At 39.9% G+C, this 15,965-nt stretch carries 17 protein-coding genes and 2 tRNA genes; 9 read left to right on the top strand and 10 right to left on the bottom strand.

The genetic code is table 11. The annotated features are described in order from the left end of the window. Nucleotides 1-207 precede the first annotated feature (207 nt). Complete coding sequence (locus OCU78_RS16245; protein WP_137375355.1) at nucleotides 208-519, top strand: hypothetical protein; 312 nt, start codon at nucleotides 208-210, stop codon at nucleotides 517-519. Between the two features lie 34 nt (nucleotides 520-553). Here the strand turns inward: OCU78_RS16245 and OCU78_RS16240 are convergent, their stop codons facing one another. The 4 genes from OCU78_RS16240 to OCU78_RS16225 all read right to left on the bottom strand — a co-directional run bounded on the left by OCU78_RS16240 (nucleotide 554) and on the right by OCU78_RS16225 (nucleotide 2,751). Beyond that, complete coding sequence (locus OCU78_RS16240) at nucleotides 554-961, bottom strand: YlcI/YnfO family protein (protein ID WP_206383709.1); 408 nt, start codon at nucleotides 959-961, stop codon at nucleotides 554-556. Between the two features lie 83 nt (nucleotides 962-1,044). Next, entirely contained in the window at nucleotides 1,045-1,356 is a 312-nt protein-coding gene (locus tag OCU78_RS16235) for a hypothetical protein (RefSeq protein WP_137375356.1), read from the bottom strand. After that, nucleotides 1,353-2,531, bottom strand: coding sequence for an Arm DNA-binding domain-containing protein (locus OCU78_RS16230; RefSeq protein WP_137375357.1), 1,179 nt, complete (start codon nucleotides 2,529-2,531; stop codon nucleotides 1,353-1,355). Before OCU78_RS16230 ends, OCU78_RS16235 begins: the two co-directional genes overlap by 4 nt. Nucleotides 2,532-2,541: 10 nt before the next feature. Beyond that, nucleotides 2,542-2,751, bottom strand: a complete 210-nt coding sequence (locus OCU78_RS16225; RefSeq protein ID WP_137375358.1) for a hypothetical protein — start codon at nucleotides 2,749-2,751, stop codon at nucleotides 2,542-2,544. 117 nt (nucleotides 2,752-2,868) lie between these two features. Here OCU78_RS16225 and OCU78_RS16220 point away from each other — a divergent pair, with 117 nt between their 5' ends. Then, nucleotides 2,869-3,084, top strand: a complete 216-nt coding sequence (locus tag OCU78_RS16220) for a helix-turn-helix domain-containing protein (protein ID WP_137375359.1) — start codon at nucleotides 2,869-2,871, stop codon at nucleotides 3,082-3,084. A gap of 243 nt (nucleotides 3,085-3,327) precedes the next feature. Here the strand turns inward: OCU78_RS16220 and OCU78_RS16215 are convergent. From OCU78_RS16215 to OCU78_RS16205, 3 genes are all read right to left on the bottom strand, one after another. After that, nucleotides 3,328-3,402, bottom strand: a tRNA-Gly gene (locus tag OCU78_RS16215). A 36-nt stretch (nucleotides 3,403-3,438) separates the two neighbouring features. Next, a tRNA-Gly gene (locus OCU78_RS16210) sits at nucleotides 3,439-3,513 on the bottom strand. A gap of 160 nt (nucleotides 3,514-3,673) precedes the next feature. Then, nucleotides 3,674-5,209 carry an EAL domain-containing protein gene (locus OCU78_RS16205; RefSeq protein ID WP_137375360.1) on the bottom strand — a complete coding sequence of 512 codons (1,536 nt, stop codon included), beginning with the start codon at nucleotides 5,207-5,209 and terminating at the stop codon, nucleotides 3,674-3,676. A gap of 219 nt (nucleotides 5,210-5,428) precedes the next feature. On the opposite strand from OCU78_RS16205, the gene OCU78_RS16200 reads away from it, so the two are divergent. Then, on the top strand, nucleotides 5,429-6,592 hold the full coding sequence (locus tag OCU78_RS16200; RefSeq protein ID WP_137375361.1) for a threonine/serine exporter family protein: 1,164 nt from the start codon (nucleotides 5,429-5,431) through the stop codon (nucleotides 6,590-6,592). 48 nt (nucleotides 6,593-6,640) lie between these two features. On the opposite strand, the gene OCU78_RS16195 is transcribed toward OCU78_RS16200, so the two are convergent. After that, nucleotides 6,641-6,907, bottom strand: a complete 267-nt coding sequence (locus OCU78_RS16195; RefSeq protein WP_167494081.1) for an alternative ribosome-rescue factor A — start codon at nucleotides 6,905-6,907, stop codon at nucleotides 6,641-6,643. A 358-nt stretch (nucleotides 6,908-7,265) separates the two neighbouring features. Here OCU78_RS16195 and OCU78_RS16190 point away from each other — a divergent pair, with 358 nt between their 5' ends. The 3 genes from OCU78_RS16190 (at nucleotide 7,266) to OCU78_RS16180 (ending at nucleotide 8,660) form a co-directional block, all read left to right on the top strand. After that, nucleotides 7,266-7,475, top strand: a complete 210-nt coding sequence (locus OCU78_RS16190; RefSeq protein WP_137375363.1) for a cold-shock protein — start codon at nucleotides 7,266-7,268, stop codon at nucleotides 7,473-7,475. Nucleotides 7,476-7,588: 113 nt separating this feature from the next. Continuing rightward, nucleotides 7,589-8,128 carry a YaeQ family protein gene (locus OCU78_RS16185; protein ID WP_137375364.1) on the top strand — a complete coding sequence of 180 codons (540 nt, stop codon included), beginning with the start codon at nucleotides 7,589-7,591 and terminating at the stop codon, nucleotides 8,126-8,128. Next, complete coding sequence (locus OCU78_RS16180) at nucleotides 8,121-8,660, top strand: hypothetical protein (RefSeq protein WP_137375365.1); 540 nt, start codon at nucleotides 8,121-8,123, stop codon at nucleotides 8,658-8,660. Before OCU78_RS16185 ends, OCU78_RS16180 begins: the two co-directional genes overlap by 8 nt. 171 nt (nucleotides 8,661-8,831) lie before the next feature. Here OCU78_RS16180 and OCU78_RS16175 read toward each other — a convergent pair whose 3' ends face one another. Both OCU78_RS16175 and folE read right to left on the bottom strand, forming a co-directional pair. After that, the gene (locus OCU78_RS16175) at nucleotides 8,832-10,367 is read right to left on the bottom strand and encodes a sensor domain-containing diguanylate cyclase (protein WP_137375366.1); all 1,536 of its coding nucleotides are present in this window, start codon (nucleotides 10,365-10,367) and stop codon (nucleotides 8,832-8,834) included. 396 nt (nucleotides 10,368-10,763) lie between these two features. After that, nucleotides 10,764-11,417 carry a GTP cyclohydrolase I FolE gene (gene folE, locus OCU78_RS16170; protein ID WP_137375367.1) on the bottom strand — a complete coding sequence of 218 codons (654 nt, stop codon included), beginning with the start codon at nucleotides 11,415-11,417 and terminating at the stop codon, nucleotides 10,764-10,766. A 185-nt stretch (nucleotides 11,418-11,602) separates the two neighbouring features. Between folE and moeA the strand changes: the two genes are divergently transcribed. From moeA to OCU78_RS16155, 3 genes are all read left to right on the top strand, one after another. Beyond that, the gene (moeA, locus tag OCU78_RS16165; protein ID WP_137375368.1) at nucleotides 11,603-12,838 is read left to right on the top strand and encodes a molybdopterin molybdotransferase MoeA; all 1,236 of its coding nucleotides are present in this window, start codon (nucleotides 11,603-11,605) and stop codon (nucleotides 12,836-12,838) included. A 12-nt stretch (nucleotides 12,839-12,850) separates the two neighbouring features. Next, nucleotides 12,851-13,600: a molybdopterin-synthase adenylyltransferase MoeB gene (gene moeB / locus OCU78_RS16160; protein ID WP_137375369.1), complete on the top strand. Its 750-nt coding sequence runs from the start codon at nucleotides 12,851-12,853 to the stop codon at nucleotides 13,598-13,600. Between the two features lie 207 nt (nucleotides 13,601-13,807). After that, entirely contained in the window at nucleotides 13,808-15,958 is a 2,151-nt protein-coding gene (locus OCU78_RS16155) for an LruC domain-containing protein (protein WP_137375370.1), read from the top strand. Nucleotides 15,959-15,965 lie beyond the last annotated feature (7 nt).

The following is a 15,965-nucleotide window of genomic DNA, read 5'->3' as shown; positions in this document are numbered from 1 at the left end:
CAACGATGACTGTGATTTAGGTGATATTATCTTTTCTACCATGGCTGTAATATTTATCGGCACTAAAGACCGGAGAGTGGTTAAATACTTCAAAGGCACAACACTAGATTAGCTTAATCAGTACCTGGATTTTAAAACAGTACTTCACAAGGTTGTCGTTACCAACAACAATACAACAAAAGACATATTTATATATAGGTCCAACATATGATAATCAATTCCTTCCTTTCAGAAATAGAGCATATATCCACTGATATGAAAAAGATGCTCTGTTCTACCCGTCACTTGCGAAAACAAACATCTTCAACTCGTATCGAAATTGCGGTAATCAAAGCTGAAATTGATTTAACAGAAACATTACAGAAAATGTCACCAGAACAACTTAATTTATTTTATAAATTACGAGAGGAGGACAAACCGCCAGTAGTGAAAAGCTTGATCGAGTTAAATCGACAAAAGTCCGAATTAGAACAAAAACTAAATATTCAATTGCACCTTCTTCAGCAAAAACTGAAGTAGCTGAAAATGAATTTAAATCATTTAATTAGCTTAGCTAATCATGAAGTGTCAGCCTCACTAGCGCCCTATTCCATGTTTTATTATTTGGGGTCTCTCGTCCGAGTTCATTCAACTTTTCAGCAATTTGTTGATGATATAAACCCTTCTCATCCCAGTACTTAATCAGTTCGAGCGTACTCATATTATTAATGGTTTCTGACTTGTTACTTGCTCGTGGGCGCACATTTAATTGTGAATAACTTTCACCCTGTGCGCACACATCACCATCGATAGTCTCACTGGCTACTTTCTCGCGACATGCTTGTTTTACCCAACTTGAAAAACTTACATTTTTTAGCTTTACCCTCTCGATTTCATCCACAAGTTCGTGTTCAAACCGGATGTTTTTCTTGGTCGACTTCCGATTTGTGTTCGCATTTAAGACAACAATAATTTTCCGCATAGGCGCACACTTAAAGTCAGATGGACATCGAAATGTGCGCACATAAAGATCTTTACTGGGCACACATTTTTAACTACTTATATTTAATGAAGAGAAATTTTGATGGACGTTTCTATACGTGATTCGAGAGCAGCTAAAATCCATACTGAATCTCTTGCTGTCGGGTTATTTAAACATTGATGCAGAACTCTAATAACTCCATCAGTAACTTGATCCACGAATTGATGCTCACGGTTTTGCTTGCCTGGCAGTAGCAATGTTCGCTCACAGATTAGGACATATACATCTTCTCTAAAACTATCGATATCCTTATGAGTCAGATCCTTAAACGAAGCTTGTTGAATCACATCAAAGCACAGACTAGTACAGTGGATCGCTAATGGTGAGTACTTCATAATTGACCTCCATTATTCAAAAATGTCGCAAATGCACTGCCGTCTTGCCTTGTTAGATTCGGCACATAACGCGAATAAACACGAAATAACATCGTTGTGGTTGTATGACCCATTTGATTAGCGATCCACTCCGGAGACTCACCAGATGCCAGTAATAATGTGGCAAAGGTATGTCGAGTCTGGTAAGGGTTACGAGCTCTTAATTTGGCTTTTTCTAAAGCTGGGTACCAAACCGTTCGTGAATGAACTTGATAATTTATTGGATTACGTTTTTCATTGGTAAACACAAATTCATCTTTCAGGTAAGATTTTCTCTGATGCTCCTTCAGAGCATGAACGACTCTATCAGTCAGAGAAATTACACGATAAGATCCCTCCGTTTTTAACGTTGAGATCTCACCGCGATTTAAGCTTTGATTGACAGTCAATGTCTTGTCATCCAAGTTCACTGAGTCCCACATTAAACCGTCAATTTCACCTGTTCTTAACCCTGTAAAAAAACGAGTGGTATAATAAGCTTTATAGTGCTCTGGGACGCTATTAATGATCTTATCAACTTCACCGAAGTTAAAAGGATCGACTTCAGTGCGCCCCACTTTTAAGGCTTTAATATTCTTCCATGGTGAGGTAAAGTCGTAACGAGCGGCGGCTTCATTAAGCAGCATCCTTAGGGGTGTCATTATGTGGTTGATACGTGATGGGCTTAGAAAGCTACTTTTTCGTCCCGGTACTTTGGCGAGGATGGTACGAAATTGTAGGATTTGTCCCTTATTGATGGCGCTGATCTTCTTATTCCCGAATGTAGGGAGCAAATACTTATTCAGAACGCCTTCTACGTCTTCATAATGGCCTTTACTCCACTCTATCTTCATTTCAGTTAACCAAATTCGAGCGAACTCTTCGAACCTAGGTGAGTCTGGTGCGTTAAAATAGGCTTTAGATTTCCGTTTTCGTTCATCTAATGAATCAAATTTTTCGCGAAGTTTACTGTTCGGAAAATATTTACCGTAATCAAAAGTATCAAGAATGATTTCAGCCTCAATTTTTTGTAATAGTTTCGATGTTCGACTTCTATTTACTTTAGTATCTTGGAGCTTAGTATATTCACGACAACGACTTCCTTTGAATCTAAAATCCAGAAATAACATACCACCTCGCTCATTCACACTTCCCATTATTTATCCCTCATTTCAAAATTAATGACTCTGTAGTAATTCCGTTAAGCATCTCTTCTTCAACTCTTTCCCAAATAAAAAGAATTTTCCGACCTCCGAAAGGACGAATGTAATGAATGCCTTCAAATAGAACCGAATCTTTCAACTGCTCTCGAATTACACGTTGGTTGTATTTGATTGCTGAAGATAGTTCTTCAGTTGTTAGGTATGTATATGACATAATCATTTCCTATCTTTGTCGCTACACTTTGTAGCTCTAGAGAAACAACATGACACAAAAAGCAACCTGTCAACATCATTTTGTATCTCTAGCGAAGCATTTGAGGTCTTTTAAGACATGATTAAATGTCATCTTTCAACTTTACTTGGCGCTAGAAAGCTAAAAATTGCTGATGTAGTAAGAGATACTGGAATAAATAGAAGTACAGTTAATAGGTTATTTCATGAAACAAATAACCGAATTGATTTTGAAACTCTTGAAAAAATCTGCGTCTATTTAAACTGTACTGTGGGTGAACTATTAGAAGTACAAACTCAAGATAGCATCGATTAGAGAAACTAATAATAAGCTGATGATTAGTATTCATTTTCAATTCTATCTGAGTTAGTACCAAAACACTGTTGAGTCTCAATATGGTCTCAAAGTGGTCTCAATACTTTTCAGAAATAACATTAGCATCAGCTAAATAAGTCAATGCTAATGTTAAGGCGGCAAAATTTCTCGCAACAAAGCGCTAAATATTAATTTCATTTTAATAAATTTTGGGGAGTAAAATATTGCTCGGATTGAGCTATATGGAGCGTGCAGCGGGAATCGAACCCGCATCATCAGCTTGGAAGGCTGAGGTAATAGCCATTATACGATGCACGCATATTGTCTCGAAAAAGACTGAATAGCGGCAAGACTTGGAGCGTGCAGCGGGAATCGAACCCGCATCATCAGCTTGGAAGGCTGAGGTAATAGCCATTATACGATGCACGCACATCGTCTTAACGAGATTGATAATGCCACATCTAACTGAAAACGAAACCTTTTTTATTACCTTTTTCGTCTAAGTGGCCGTATATTCAGCAAAGCGCTAGTTTTTTACACATTACGTAGCTCTCGATAAAATATAAATGTGATCTAGCGCACTATGTTCTTACTCTTCAATAAGGAGGCGGACTAGCTTTTCATAACTCATTGGTCTGCCAAACGCCCAGCCCTGGGCATATTCTATCCCCATTTTGGCTAATGCTTGGTGCTGAACCGAGGTTTCGACCCCTTCAGCCACGAGTAACATATTCTCAGCTCGAGCAATATCAACAATATGTTGGATTAAAGATGAACGAATTGCCCCATCTTCAACATCAATAACAAAGCTTCTATCAATTTTGAGCACTTGGCTGTTTATTTTCCGTAGCTGATTTAGGTTAGAGTAACCTGTACCAAAATCATCAATGGCAATATCCACACCTTGTTTTTGTAATTGGCTAAGCGTATTGCAGGCACCATCCCCTTCTAAATACTCACTCTCTGTTACCTCTAGCATGATCTTTCCTGGAAAGTCGTTGAATGCACTCAGTTCGAGTAAAGATTCAACATTCCCATTGGCTATATCTTGAGGATATATGTTCATGCTCAGTTTAAATCCACTATGGCTAATTGGTACTGTTTCCTGCATAGCTTTGAGCATGACCTGTTCCGTGAACTGCCAAGTTTTATTTAACTGGCTAATTAGCGGAATAAACTCGTCGGGAGTTAATGACCCATACTGATCTTCAAATCTTGCAAGCATTTCAACACCGATTATCTTCCCACTTTTCAGTTCAACGATCGGCTGATATAAACAATAAAATTGGTTAGAAGCTAAACCTCTCTGCACCCGTTTAATCGGTGTCCATTGAACTCGAAAATACTTATGTACTAGCAAGTAGGCAAAAACCGAAAAACAAATGGAAAGTAACGTAGTTAATTCAAACAATAGCGGTGGGTATTCACTTCGGTTTAATAATTTTGGTTTAACCGCCACACAAACACGCTTATATGAGTTGCACTTTATGACAGAAACCAAAGCCGGAGACATTAGGCTCATTGGCTGCTCTTTCCTTGCTTCATCGGCAACCCCCTCTTGTCCCGCCCATGTATAGGTTTGATTATTACCGTTGAAGAACATCTCCCATTCATAATCTTCACTAACTAAATGACCGAATGTTGTTGGCTCAACCACGACATTATAGTTTTGATAACGAGCAATCAGTGCAGAGTGCTCTTGGTCAAAAAAGATTAAGTGTTCAAAACTCCAATACTCAATTCCATCTTCAGTCACAAAATTTGGTGGGGTTCTATCTTTAAACGGTACATCTAATTGTCCTAAGCCTGTCGTGCACACTAAGTCTCCATTAGTGAAATAGCCGACATCCTTAATGTACTGAGAGCGAAAAAGTGTCTTACGCATTTCCAATAGATTTTCATCTGAACATTGCTCAAAAGGAAGGATATTTAGGTTGGTTAAGCTCAGTATGATCTCATCTTTAATTTCGTTGGCGCTTGCTAGCATTCTGCTTGCTTCAACGGTCGTTTGCTGCCATAGCTGGTATGACAAAATTCTTGAAATCACAACTGACGAGCCAAAATAAATAAAGATGGCAATAACAACAGATACGATCATTTGTCGACGTTTCGTTCTTCGATCCAATCTCACTCCCTATACTTTTTTACGTATTGAAAACTTTATAAAAAATACATATATACAAAACTTTTTAATAAGCTTAGTACAAATTAGGTAGATGTAAGGCTCAAGTATTCAATGTTGGTAAAAAGTAGTAAAAAGTCTGCGTAAAATCACCTAAATATCTCGTTATTTGAAAACAGCTCTGGTACATTTGCCGCAAATTTGTTCATCCCTTAAATGCCCATGCCTTCGCAGTATAGAATTAACAAAATTGTTGAAATTGGAGACACTCTTCATCGCAGTGGTTGTGCCCCATATAAGCTCGAAAAATATACTCAATATTATGCAAAGAAGCATGGGGTTGATGTGATGATTCAAGCCACCCCCACCGCGATCAATTACCAATTCCCTGATGATAATAATGCTGTCATTCTTAAACGCCATAAACCAGCATCCATTAACCTCAGCTTACTTGCGAATACGATCATTCGTATTAACCAACCGAGTAGCGAGCCCGTACCTGAGCCTGTTGGCTATTCAAAAGTGGTCAGTGCGCTTGCGAATATGGGCATTCCACCTGCTTATTTAATGTTGGTGGGCAGTACATTGGAAGCTGTCGCTTTTTCCGTATTGCTGGGTTTCATGGTATGGGTATGTCAGCAAGTTTGTCATTCACGAAGAGCCATTGCAGCTGAGTTTATCTCAGCTCTTATCACTGGTATTTTCGTCGCTTTCTTAGCCAGCACCGGTATGCCAATTCCTATTTGGGCACTTTGTATTGCATCTGTTGTTCTATTTGTACCCGGATTATCAATCGCAAATGCACTCGAATGCCTCGCCTTTAATGATTTAGTATCGGGAACCAGTTTATTAGGGCAAAGCGCGCTTTCTTTGATTAAGCTTTTTGTTGGAATAGTCATGGGGCTTAATATTGGAGAGGCATTATGGGGGCAAGTTGAATCCATCTCGTATACCAATGAAGTGCCAACCTGGATGCACGTTTCGGGACTAGTGCTCATATCTGTATGTATCGGGGTGATATTTAATGCGCGTCCAAAAGACATATTACTTGGGTTGCCTGTCGCGGTACTGGGTATGTGGGGACCATTCTATTTAGGCTTTGATAGTGGTTGGGTTGTAGGAACTTGGGTGACTACCGTTCTCATTACGCTTTATGGAACTTGGATAGCCAAAAGAATGAACCTAACAGGCGCAATTTATATTGTACAAGGCATCATCATTCTTGTGCCAGGTAGCCGAGTATTGGTGAGTGCAAGCCAATCGGTATTTGAGCAATCTATATTACCAATTCCTAGCATTGGTTTGTCCGCATTATTCATGTTTTCTGCCATTGTTGCAGGGCAGATTACCGCATACTCCATTTACTCACCGAAAGTTGAGCGTTAGTCCTTAAGAAAGAACTAACGCTTCCGTACTTCGTTTTGCTCAAAAGTCTTAATCTATTGAGCAAAAAAAAGCCCTATTCAAATATCGCTCTTCAGCAACTTTTGAATAGGGCTCTTTGCCTCTATGCTTACCTTTCCTTGTAAAACTTCCCTTTCCTTTTTTCGCTTTTTCTACTCTGCTTCTGAATATTCTACTGGTTACGACTGCTTTTAATGCGTTGTCTTTTACTATTCCCCGCCCTGTTTCAACTTCAATAGAGTCGGTTACATCGACCCGATTCAAAGCTGGCTTCAGAGCCTTACTTTTCTTACCCATAAGTTTTCCTTTCATTATTAAGGAACTGTGGATTAACCACATATTCATAACTATCATAATCTATTTGAGGCAAGACTTTCACAAAAAATATCAGAAAACGTCATGCTATTGTAACCCCATGATATTTAAGGAATGAAAAGTTTGACAGCCAGCATATATCGCTCGTTTTATCCCTTGTATTCGTTGACTTGATACTTAATTGATTTAGACTCGGAACCCGGCTAGAAAGAAAATTCTTTGTATATACACATACCGTCGGATTACTAGTAACCCCGTTGTGTTGTACACAATAGCAATAAATTTTTCCGCGCTATCGTGCCACAATTGGCTCATAATAATTAAATTTCAGGATATCAACATGTCTAACACAGTTACTGGTACAGTAAAATGGTTTAACGAAACTAAAGGTTTCGGTTTCATTCAACAAGAAAACGGCGCTGACGTATTTGCACACTTTTCTGCAATCACAGGCGACGGTTTCAAAACTCTAGCTGAAGGCCAAAAAGTTGAGTTCACTGTATCTCAAGGTCAAAAAGGTCCACAAGCAGACAGCATTAAAGTACTTTAATTAAGTCGCTTATCGCTTTCTAAGAATAGCCAGCATCTGCTGGCTATTTTTTTGCGCCTTAATCAAAGAATTAGGGTAATATCGCCTTCCACTATTTTATCTAAGATGTATCCATGGCTCTTAAACCAACAATTTATAAGTTTCGTATCTCTCTAACTGACATGAACCGCGATTATTACGATTCTTTTAATCTAACGATTGCTCAGCACCCATCTGAAACCGAACAACGCATGATGGCTCGTATCATTGCTTTTTGTTTGAATGCCTCTCCTGAACTTCAATTCACCAAAGGGTTATCGAGCATTGAAGAGCCGGATCTATGGCAGAAGACGCTTGATGATCAAATTTTGGAATGGATTGATGTTGGTGAACCTGATCCTGAGCGCGTTAAAAAAGCTACTCGATTAGCCAAAAATGTAAAAGTATTCAGCTTTAATACTAAATCGAATGTGTGGTGGGAACAGAATAAAGGCAAATTTGGCTACCTAAAGGCTGATATTACGCGTTTAAGTAATGATGGTATTGAGCAAATGGCAGCCATGACACAACGCACCATGGATTTATCTGTCATGCTTTCTGGTAACTCTGCATTTGTTAATAGTGATACTCAGTCTGCAGAAATCACATGGGAAGAATTGCAAAGCAATGACTAAACTGAGCAAAACGTTAGAACAGTCTGGTATTGATAACATACAAGCATTAGCTGAAGGTTATGACTCAGAGCTTGAAAATTTTATTGAGCACAACCAAGCTCTGTTTGCTCATGCATGCACTAACAAGCCTCAAAATTCGCAACGCCAGACTCTTCTTGGGCTGCTCACCAAAGCTCACATTGATGCGAGTTATGGTGTTGAGTCGAATAAAGATACTAGCCATGCCATGCAAAAAGTCTTTGAAAATACTGTTGGGAATGAAAATAGTAAGAAGTTTCAAAACTCCCATATCAAATACTTAGTATTTATTACGCATTTATGGCTGTTTGTTCAGGGAAGAATGGGAATGGATTTCAGTTTAGCGAATGATCATGCCACGGCGACTTCTAAACTTATCTTAAGCATTCAGTCAGGCGATATTGAAGTGCAAAGAACTGGTTTTATGGCAAGCTTTTACGACGGTTTTTCTCTGTATTCTGCCAACCAGCCACAATCTCGCTGGTCAAAATTATTGAATATGTTTAAGCGTTAGTTTTTGAATGCATTTTTTAATACATAATGTAAGTAGCCTCAAATACATAGTTCAGCAACATAAAAGACAAGTTGCGTGTATTTAGGCTCCTTAGAACATCACCAACGATGCTCTTGGTTCTTTCAAATAAACGCCTGTCACCTCTATTTAATTACGTCACAGGCTTTGTAGTTACACTACAGGCTCTTTATTCTCATTAGTCTTATCTTGTTGTTCTGTCTGGCAGTGGCTATGCTCTTTATGGCTATTACCTTGCAGGTCATCATCACTCTCGATTATCGCATTTCTTTGCCCAGCAATAACGACTTGGTTCCTCCCACTATCTTTAGCTTGATAAAGAGCTAAATCAGCCTGCTTAAATAATGCTTTCAAACTCACTTCTCTATCAGAACTACGGGACATAGAAACGCCCACAGAACAAGTAACAAAACCTAGCCCACCATTGTTAGGGTGCTGAATTTTCTTCAGCCATACATTGGTTCTCAATAATTCAGCGAGAGAACTAACACCGCTAGCGGATGATTTCTCACAAACAATAACGAATTCTTCTCCACCAAACCGATACACTTTATCAGAGTGAGGGTTAATGCTTGTTCTAAATGCTTTAGCGACAGCTTGAAGGGCCTCATCACCTGTGGCATGACCGAACTCATCGTTATAGGCTTTAAAGTTATCAATATCGATGATAATTAATCCAAACCATCGATCATTCTTCCAGGAACTTTCTAGTGTTAAATTTGCTTGTGTTTCATACGCAAATCGTGAGTAGACCCCTGTCAACACATCAAATAAAGACTGCCTTCTAAGCCCTAACATTTGGTTTTGTATTCTACGAATCAACGATGCATAACGCTGTGCCAACTTTCCTAATTCATCAGAACGATGTTGATCAGGAATTGAATCCACATCAATAGAATCAATATCCCCTTCCATACTTTCCGCTAACCGGTGTATTGGCTGAATAATTCTACGGCTTGCCCAAACAATTAAGGCAATCGAGAACAGAATAGCAATAAATGCTTCACGAGCCAGGAGGAAGATAGTGTCAATCTTAAACTGAGTCAGACTTGTTGCATCGAAAACAGCCCATAAATAGCTGCCTTCAGAATTTAAAAGAGGAAGTTTGAGGTAAAGCAGGCAAGAATCTAGATCCAGAACATAATCAGAATGAGTAAAATCTGGCTCAAAATATATATTTCCAAATAGATTCTCAAGACGAATGTGGTTACTTAACCTATCTTGTTTATCGAGCAACCGATCAAGAACATAAGTAAGTTTAAACTTATCTTCTTCAGAAGCTGTGATGAGGCGTTCTCTTAGCCCCTTAATACTAATTTCTAGTTCATCATTCTGTTCAAATAACGCTTCTGTATTCCACAATTCACCGACATCTTTTGCCCATGCAACATTGTAGGATTCTTCATTTTTAGAGGTGGCGATAACTTCGAAATAAAATAAATTTGGCGTTTCGTCGTAACCAGCTAGGGCATGCTGAGTGGCAACATAATTATAATTCAGCCCTCTCGCAGCAAACGACACATCTTTCAAAACATGTTGCATAGATGAGTTTGCTAAACGAACTTCAGAGGCTATTTTTCCGCTCCACTCACTTGCATAACGCGTATAGCTAAAAGACCCAACGAGCCAAAGAACAAGCAGCATATGCGTAACAAATAATAACTGGTTTAAATTAAGCCTTCGAAGCATGTCGATTCATCGTATCTAGAACTATCTTGAAAAACTTGAAACTGATGACTTCCTGAGTAACCAGACCCTCTCAATAACTCATAGGGCATGGTTTAATCTTAGTAAGGTAGCTGGTGCAGTAAACAACAAAATACGTTGGTTTCGCTGTAAAAACCTTTACTAATAGTCTGGAAATTGCTCGTTTCAGATCTTTTTTATTCGGAAAAAAGTGACCGAAAGATAGCATTTATAAACAAAAGTAACTATTTATATTTAACTAGTGAATAGATTTCATTTCTATAATTTGACAAAGACAACAGTTGAATAAAGCATCAACCTCTATATTACTCCCCTAAAATGAAAAAGCCCCAGCATCAAAATGCTAGGGCTTAGAATCTTATAGTATCGTGTTAACTCTTATCGCAAACCATGCAGAAATTCATGTCGAGTCGCAGGGTTTGACTTAAATAAACCACCGAGTGCTGTCGTCGTCGTTTCGCTAGTCGCATCCATCACACCACGTGATTTTACGCAATAATGCACGGCATCCATAGTAACAGCGACATCGTCCGTTTCTAATAACGTCTGAAGTGCAATTAATATCTGCTGAGTCATGCGTTCTTGAACTTGCGGGCGCTGTGCAAAGAAACGAACAATACGGTTTATTTTTGATAAGCCGATAATCTTCCCTCTTGGGATATAAGCAACCGCGGTTTTACCATCGATAGTAACAAGGTGATGTTCACAAGTGCTGGTCACGGTAATATTTTTTACGCAAACCATTTCACTCACTTTCATCTTATTTTCGATAACTGTGATTTTAGGAAAATTAGCGTAATCCAAACCAGAAAACACTTCATCAACGTACATTTTTGCAATGCGCTGCGGGGTTTCTTCTAAACTATCGTCGGAAAGATCGAGTTCAAGAAGAGTTAAGATCTCACGCATATGATGCTCAATGCGCTCTTTCTTTTCTTCTCGGCTGACATCATTCGGGCTCATTGGTGTTTCTAACCCGCGGCTTGCTAGCGCATCTTTAACCAACTTCGCTGATTCGCTAAGACCTGACATTGAACTTCCTCTTCTTTTATTACCCCTTTTGGATGGCTGAAAGGATACTCGGAATTTTGATTAATTACACCCATATTTTAAGGGAGGTCATTATTTACAAACCCCAAATATGCTAGAGTGCCCGCAGTTAAGTCAGTCCTGCTGACCTATAAATCAAAATAATAAATGTTAAAGGAAATTCAATTATGGGCTGTTGCGACGCTCCTGGCTTAATGCCAATTGAAGAAGCATTAGACAAAATGCTGTCACCAATAAAACCAATCCAAACGACCTTATCTTTACCTCTTGCCGAAGCGCTTGGGTATGTTCTTGCTGAAGATGTGCTGTCTCCTATTTTTGTGCCTCCTTTTGACAATTCAGCGATGGACGGTTATGCCCTAAGATTGGCCGACTTCGAACAGACACGTGTACTCCCACTAGCAGGTAAATCTTTCGCAGGTCAACCCTTCTCTGGCGAGTGGCCAGCTCAAACAACAATTCGAATCATGACTGGGGCTAAAATCCCAGAAGGTTGCGATGCCGTCGTAATGCAGGAAAACACTTTAGTCACTGATGCGGGCATCAAAATCACACAAGAACATATCCAGCTGAATAATAATATTCGTCCAACTGGTGATGACATTAAACAAGGCGATATTGTGCTGAATCAGGGCGCTCGATTAACACCTCGTGACATTCCAATGATTGCCTCTCTAGGCATTAGCCATGTCAGTGTTGTTCGTAAACCTAAAGTCGCATTTTTCTCAACAGGGGATGAATTAAAAACGTTAGGTGAACCGCTAGCTGAAGGGCAAATCTATGACAGTAATCGCTACGGTATAAAGCCTCTAATCGAAGCGTTTGGCTGTGAGGCCATTGACTTAGGAATCATTCCTGACTGCCCTGAAACATTAAAACAAACTTTCGATAAGGCTCAATCTTTAGCTGATGTTGTTGTAACGTCTGGTGGCGTAAGCGTAGGCGAAGCCGATTATACGAAAGATATTTTAGAAGAGCTTGGACAAATCGGTTTTTGGAAGTTGGCGATAAAGCCTGGTAAACCTTTTGCTTTTGGTGAGCTAGATAATGCTTGGTTTTGTGGTTTACCAGGAAATCCTGTATCTGCGATATTGACTATGTACGTTCTCGTTCAGCCTATGCTTGCAAAACTTGCGGGGCATTCAGCTTGGACGGCTCCGGAATCTATCCCAGCGGTGACCAAATCGGCTTTCAAAAAAGGACCAGGACGTACTGACTACCAACGTGGAATTTACACGATAGAAGAAGGTAAGTTTGTTGTGGAAACCACAGGAAATCAAAGCTCAGGTGCATTCCGTTCAATGAGTTTAGCAAACTGCTTTGTCGTAATAGAGAAAGATCGCGGTAGCGTTGAAGTTGGTGAAACTGTGCAAATTCAGCTCTTTAATTCGACTCTTTATTAACGAGGCATACGCATGGAAATTCTTTCTGATGCAGAAATGCTTCGCTATAACCGCCAAATCATACTTAAGCAATTTGATTTTGAAGGACAAGAAGCTCTTAAACAGAGCTCGGTACTTGTGCTTGGTGCAGGCGGGTTAGGTTGTGCTTCGGCTCAATACCTTGCAACGGCTGGTGTTGGTCATATCACTTTAATTGATGACGACCATGTCGAGCTGTCTAATTTACAGCGTCAAGTTCTTCATAATGATGGTGATATTGGGAAGAAGAAAGTGGATTCTGCCGCTCAATCTCTTAAACAATTAAATCCGCATTTATCATTAGATACGCGAGGCAAAAGGTTAAGTGATGATGAGCTAAAGCTATTAGTTGAATCTCATACTCTTGTGCTAGATGCTAGTGACAACGTTGAAACACGTAATCAACTGAATCGATTATGCTTTTCTTCAAAAACACCTTTAGTGTCTGGTGCTGCGATTCGCATGGAAGGTCAAATCAGTGTATTCACTTATCAAGATTCGAATGAACCTTGCTACCAATGTTTAAGCTCCTTATTTGGTAACGCAGCATTAAGTTGTGTTGAAGCTGGTGTGATGGCGCCCGTAGTAGGGATCATTGGGGCAACTCAGGCACTTGAAGCCATCAAAGTTATTGCGAATTTCGGCACCCCTAAAAAAGGGAAATTACTGATTCTAGATGCAATGTCCTTAAGCTGGCGTGAAATGAAACTAATGAAAATACCTACTTGTCCTGTTTGTTCTTAAATTATAATTAGTAAGTCAAACAAAATGATCAAGCCTCAGAATATTCTGGGGCTTTTTGATTAAACATGAATACTCAAACACCTTCTCATTATGACAATCATTTTACCAAGGGTGTTTTCAATAATTATTTTCCATTAAAAATCAACGAGTTGGAAATGGCACGTAATTTGATTAATTAACTACATCACCCAATATAAGGATGTAGACATGAGAATTACAACACTCAGTTTAATGCTAGGCATGCCATTTTTCGCTCACGCTGCCCCTTTCGATACCTGCCCTAGTCAGGCATATTTGTTTCAGTCAACACCTGTTCAAGTATACGGCATCAATCTCGTCACAGGTTCGACAACCTTGTTGCAGGCAGACACTGGAATAAATGCCAATATAAATGCTGTTGGTTTCGATTTTGATGACCGATACATTTATGGCTACGACACAACGAACAAACGTATTGTTCGTCTCGGTAAAGATTTCCAAGCAGAAGTCATCAATACAAGTGGCTTACCGACCAACCATACATTCTATGTTGGTGACGTTTTTGGGCATAAATACTACCTATACCGCAAAGGCGAAGGGCTATTTTCTATTGACCTAACCCCTCTTGATTCTGATAAAAATGCCGTATTACCTGTTACTCAAATCTCTTCGACGGCTACCATCAACCTAACAGATTTTGCTTTCCATCCCGGTAATGGCTTTTTGTATGGCATAGACAATAACTCTGGCTATTTGTATAGATTCGACCGTACCGATGGTTCAAGTGAAATGATTGGGGATACAGGAGAAACCGGAACATTTGGTGCTGGGTACTTCGATGTGAACGGCTATTATTATGTCTCGCGTAATCAAGATGGGAAGATATACCGAATCAACCTTTCCACCTCTAACCAATCCAATATCGACAATGGTATTGTGCCAGCCGTTGAGTTTGTCTCTAACGGTCCAGCCTCTAGCCAAAACGATGGTGCTCGATGTGCCAATGCACCTGTTGTTGATGAAGATTCAAATATTGACTTCGGCGATGCCCCAAACAGCTACCTAACGTTACTTGAGAGTAATGGCCCACGTCATGAACTTGATGGGCTTACATGGCTTGGTACCGCTCAACCTGATGGTGAACAAAACGGCTTCACCGCGCCTCAGTCTGATGAATCATCTGGTATCGATGACGAATGGTCAAATGGCGGTATTGGTTTTGTTACAGGTCTTGAGTCCGGTTTAGATTCTAAAGTATTAATCGACGCTTCAACTTCTGGTTATTTATCTGCTTGGATAGATTGGAACCAAGATGGCAGCTTTGATGGAGAAAACGAGCAAGTCTTTACTGATCAAGCTCTGTCTGCCGGGGAAAACACTCTTTTCTTAACAGCTGATATTGGCGCATTAACTGGCACAACTTGGGCAAGATTTCGATTCAGTCAGCAAACAGGCTTAAATTACTTCGGCGGCTCCACGTCAGGTGAGGTGGTTGATATTCAGGTAGATGTTTTGAATGACGGCGCTTCAGCTCGCTACTTCCCTAGCGCTTCTGGCTACGCAACATTAGCTTATGAAGATAATTGGCCATACAAAGCAGATTACGATATGAACGATGCCGTAATTTTCTATCGAATCACGGAAATATTAAAAGATGGGAAAGTGGTTAAATCAACTATCAATGGCAGATTGGCAGCCGTTGGGGCTGACTATCTGAATGGTTTTGCTATTCGAATGGAAGGCTTGTCTCCAGCAATGGTCAACTCGTCTAGTTCATACATGAAACATAATGGAACGTACGTTGACTCAGGTGTAAACGATACTTTAGGGCTTGAGAACAATCGATCAGAAGCGATTTTCGTCGTGACTGAAAACTTAACGGCTCATACATCGAATGGCTGTAGCTTCTATAGAACTAAATCAGACTGCAAGGAAGCTGAAGAATTTGAGTTCCAGATAGGGGTAACAATTAACGGCGAAGGTATTGAAACTAATGTATGGACTGATATGCCTTACGACCCGTTCATTTTTGCCACTCCAGGGCACTACCACGGTCCAAATTTACCATTACATCCAGGAAGAAGTTGGGAAGTACATTTATCCGATCACTCTCCAACAGAAGCTTTCGATAGCGCTAATCTTTTTAACACTGGTCTAGGGGTTGATGACAGCCGACCTGCCGAAGGTAAGTATTTTAAAACAGTCGAAAATCACCCTTGGGCGTTATTGATCACTTCACCAGATGAGTGGGAATGGCCACTTGAACGAGTCAACATTGTCACCGCTTACCCTGACTTTGCGAGTTACGCAGAATCGGAAGGTCAGCAATCTACTGATTGGTACAAAGCACCAGCAGCTAACCAATGCTATATCCCATAGGTAAGGA

Origin of the sequence: Vibrio gallaecicus (genome assembly GCF_024347495.1) — a bacterium.
Lineage (GTDB): Bacteria > Pseudomonadota > Gammaproteobacteria > Enterobacterales > Vibrionaceae > Vibrio > Vibrio gallaecicus.
Note: the sequence above shows the minus strand (reverse complement) of the source record. Positions and strands in the feature narration are given on the sequence as shown.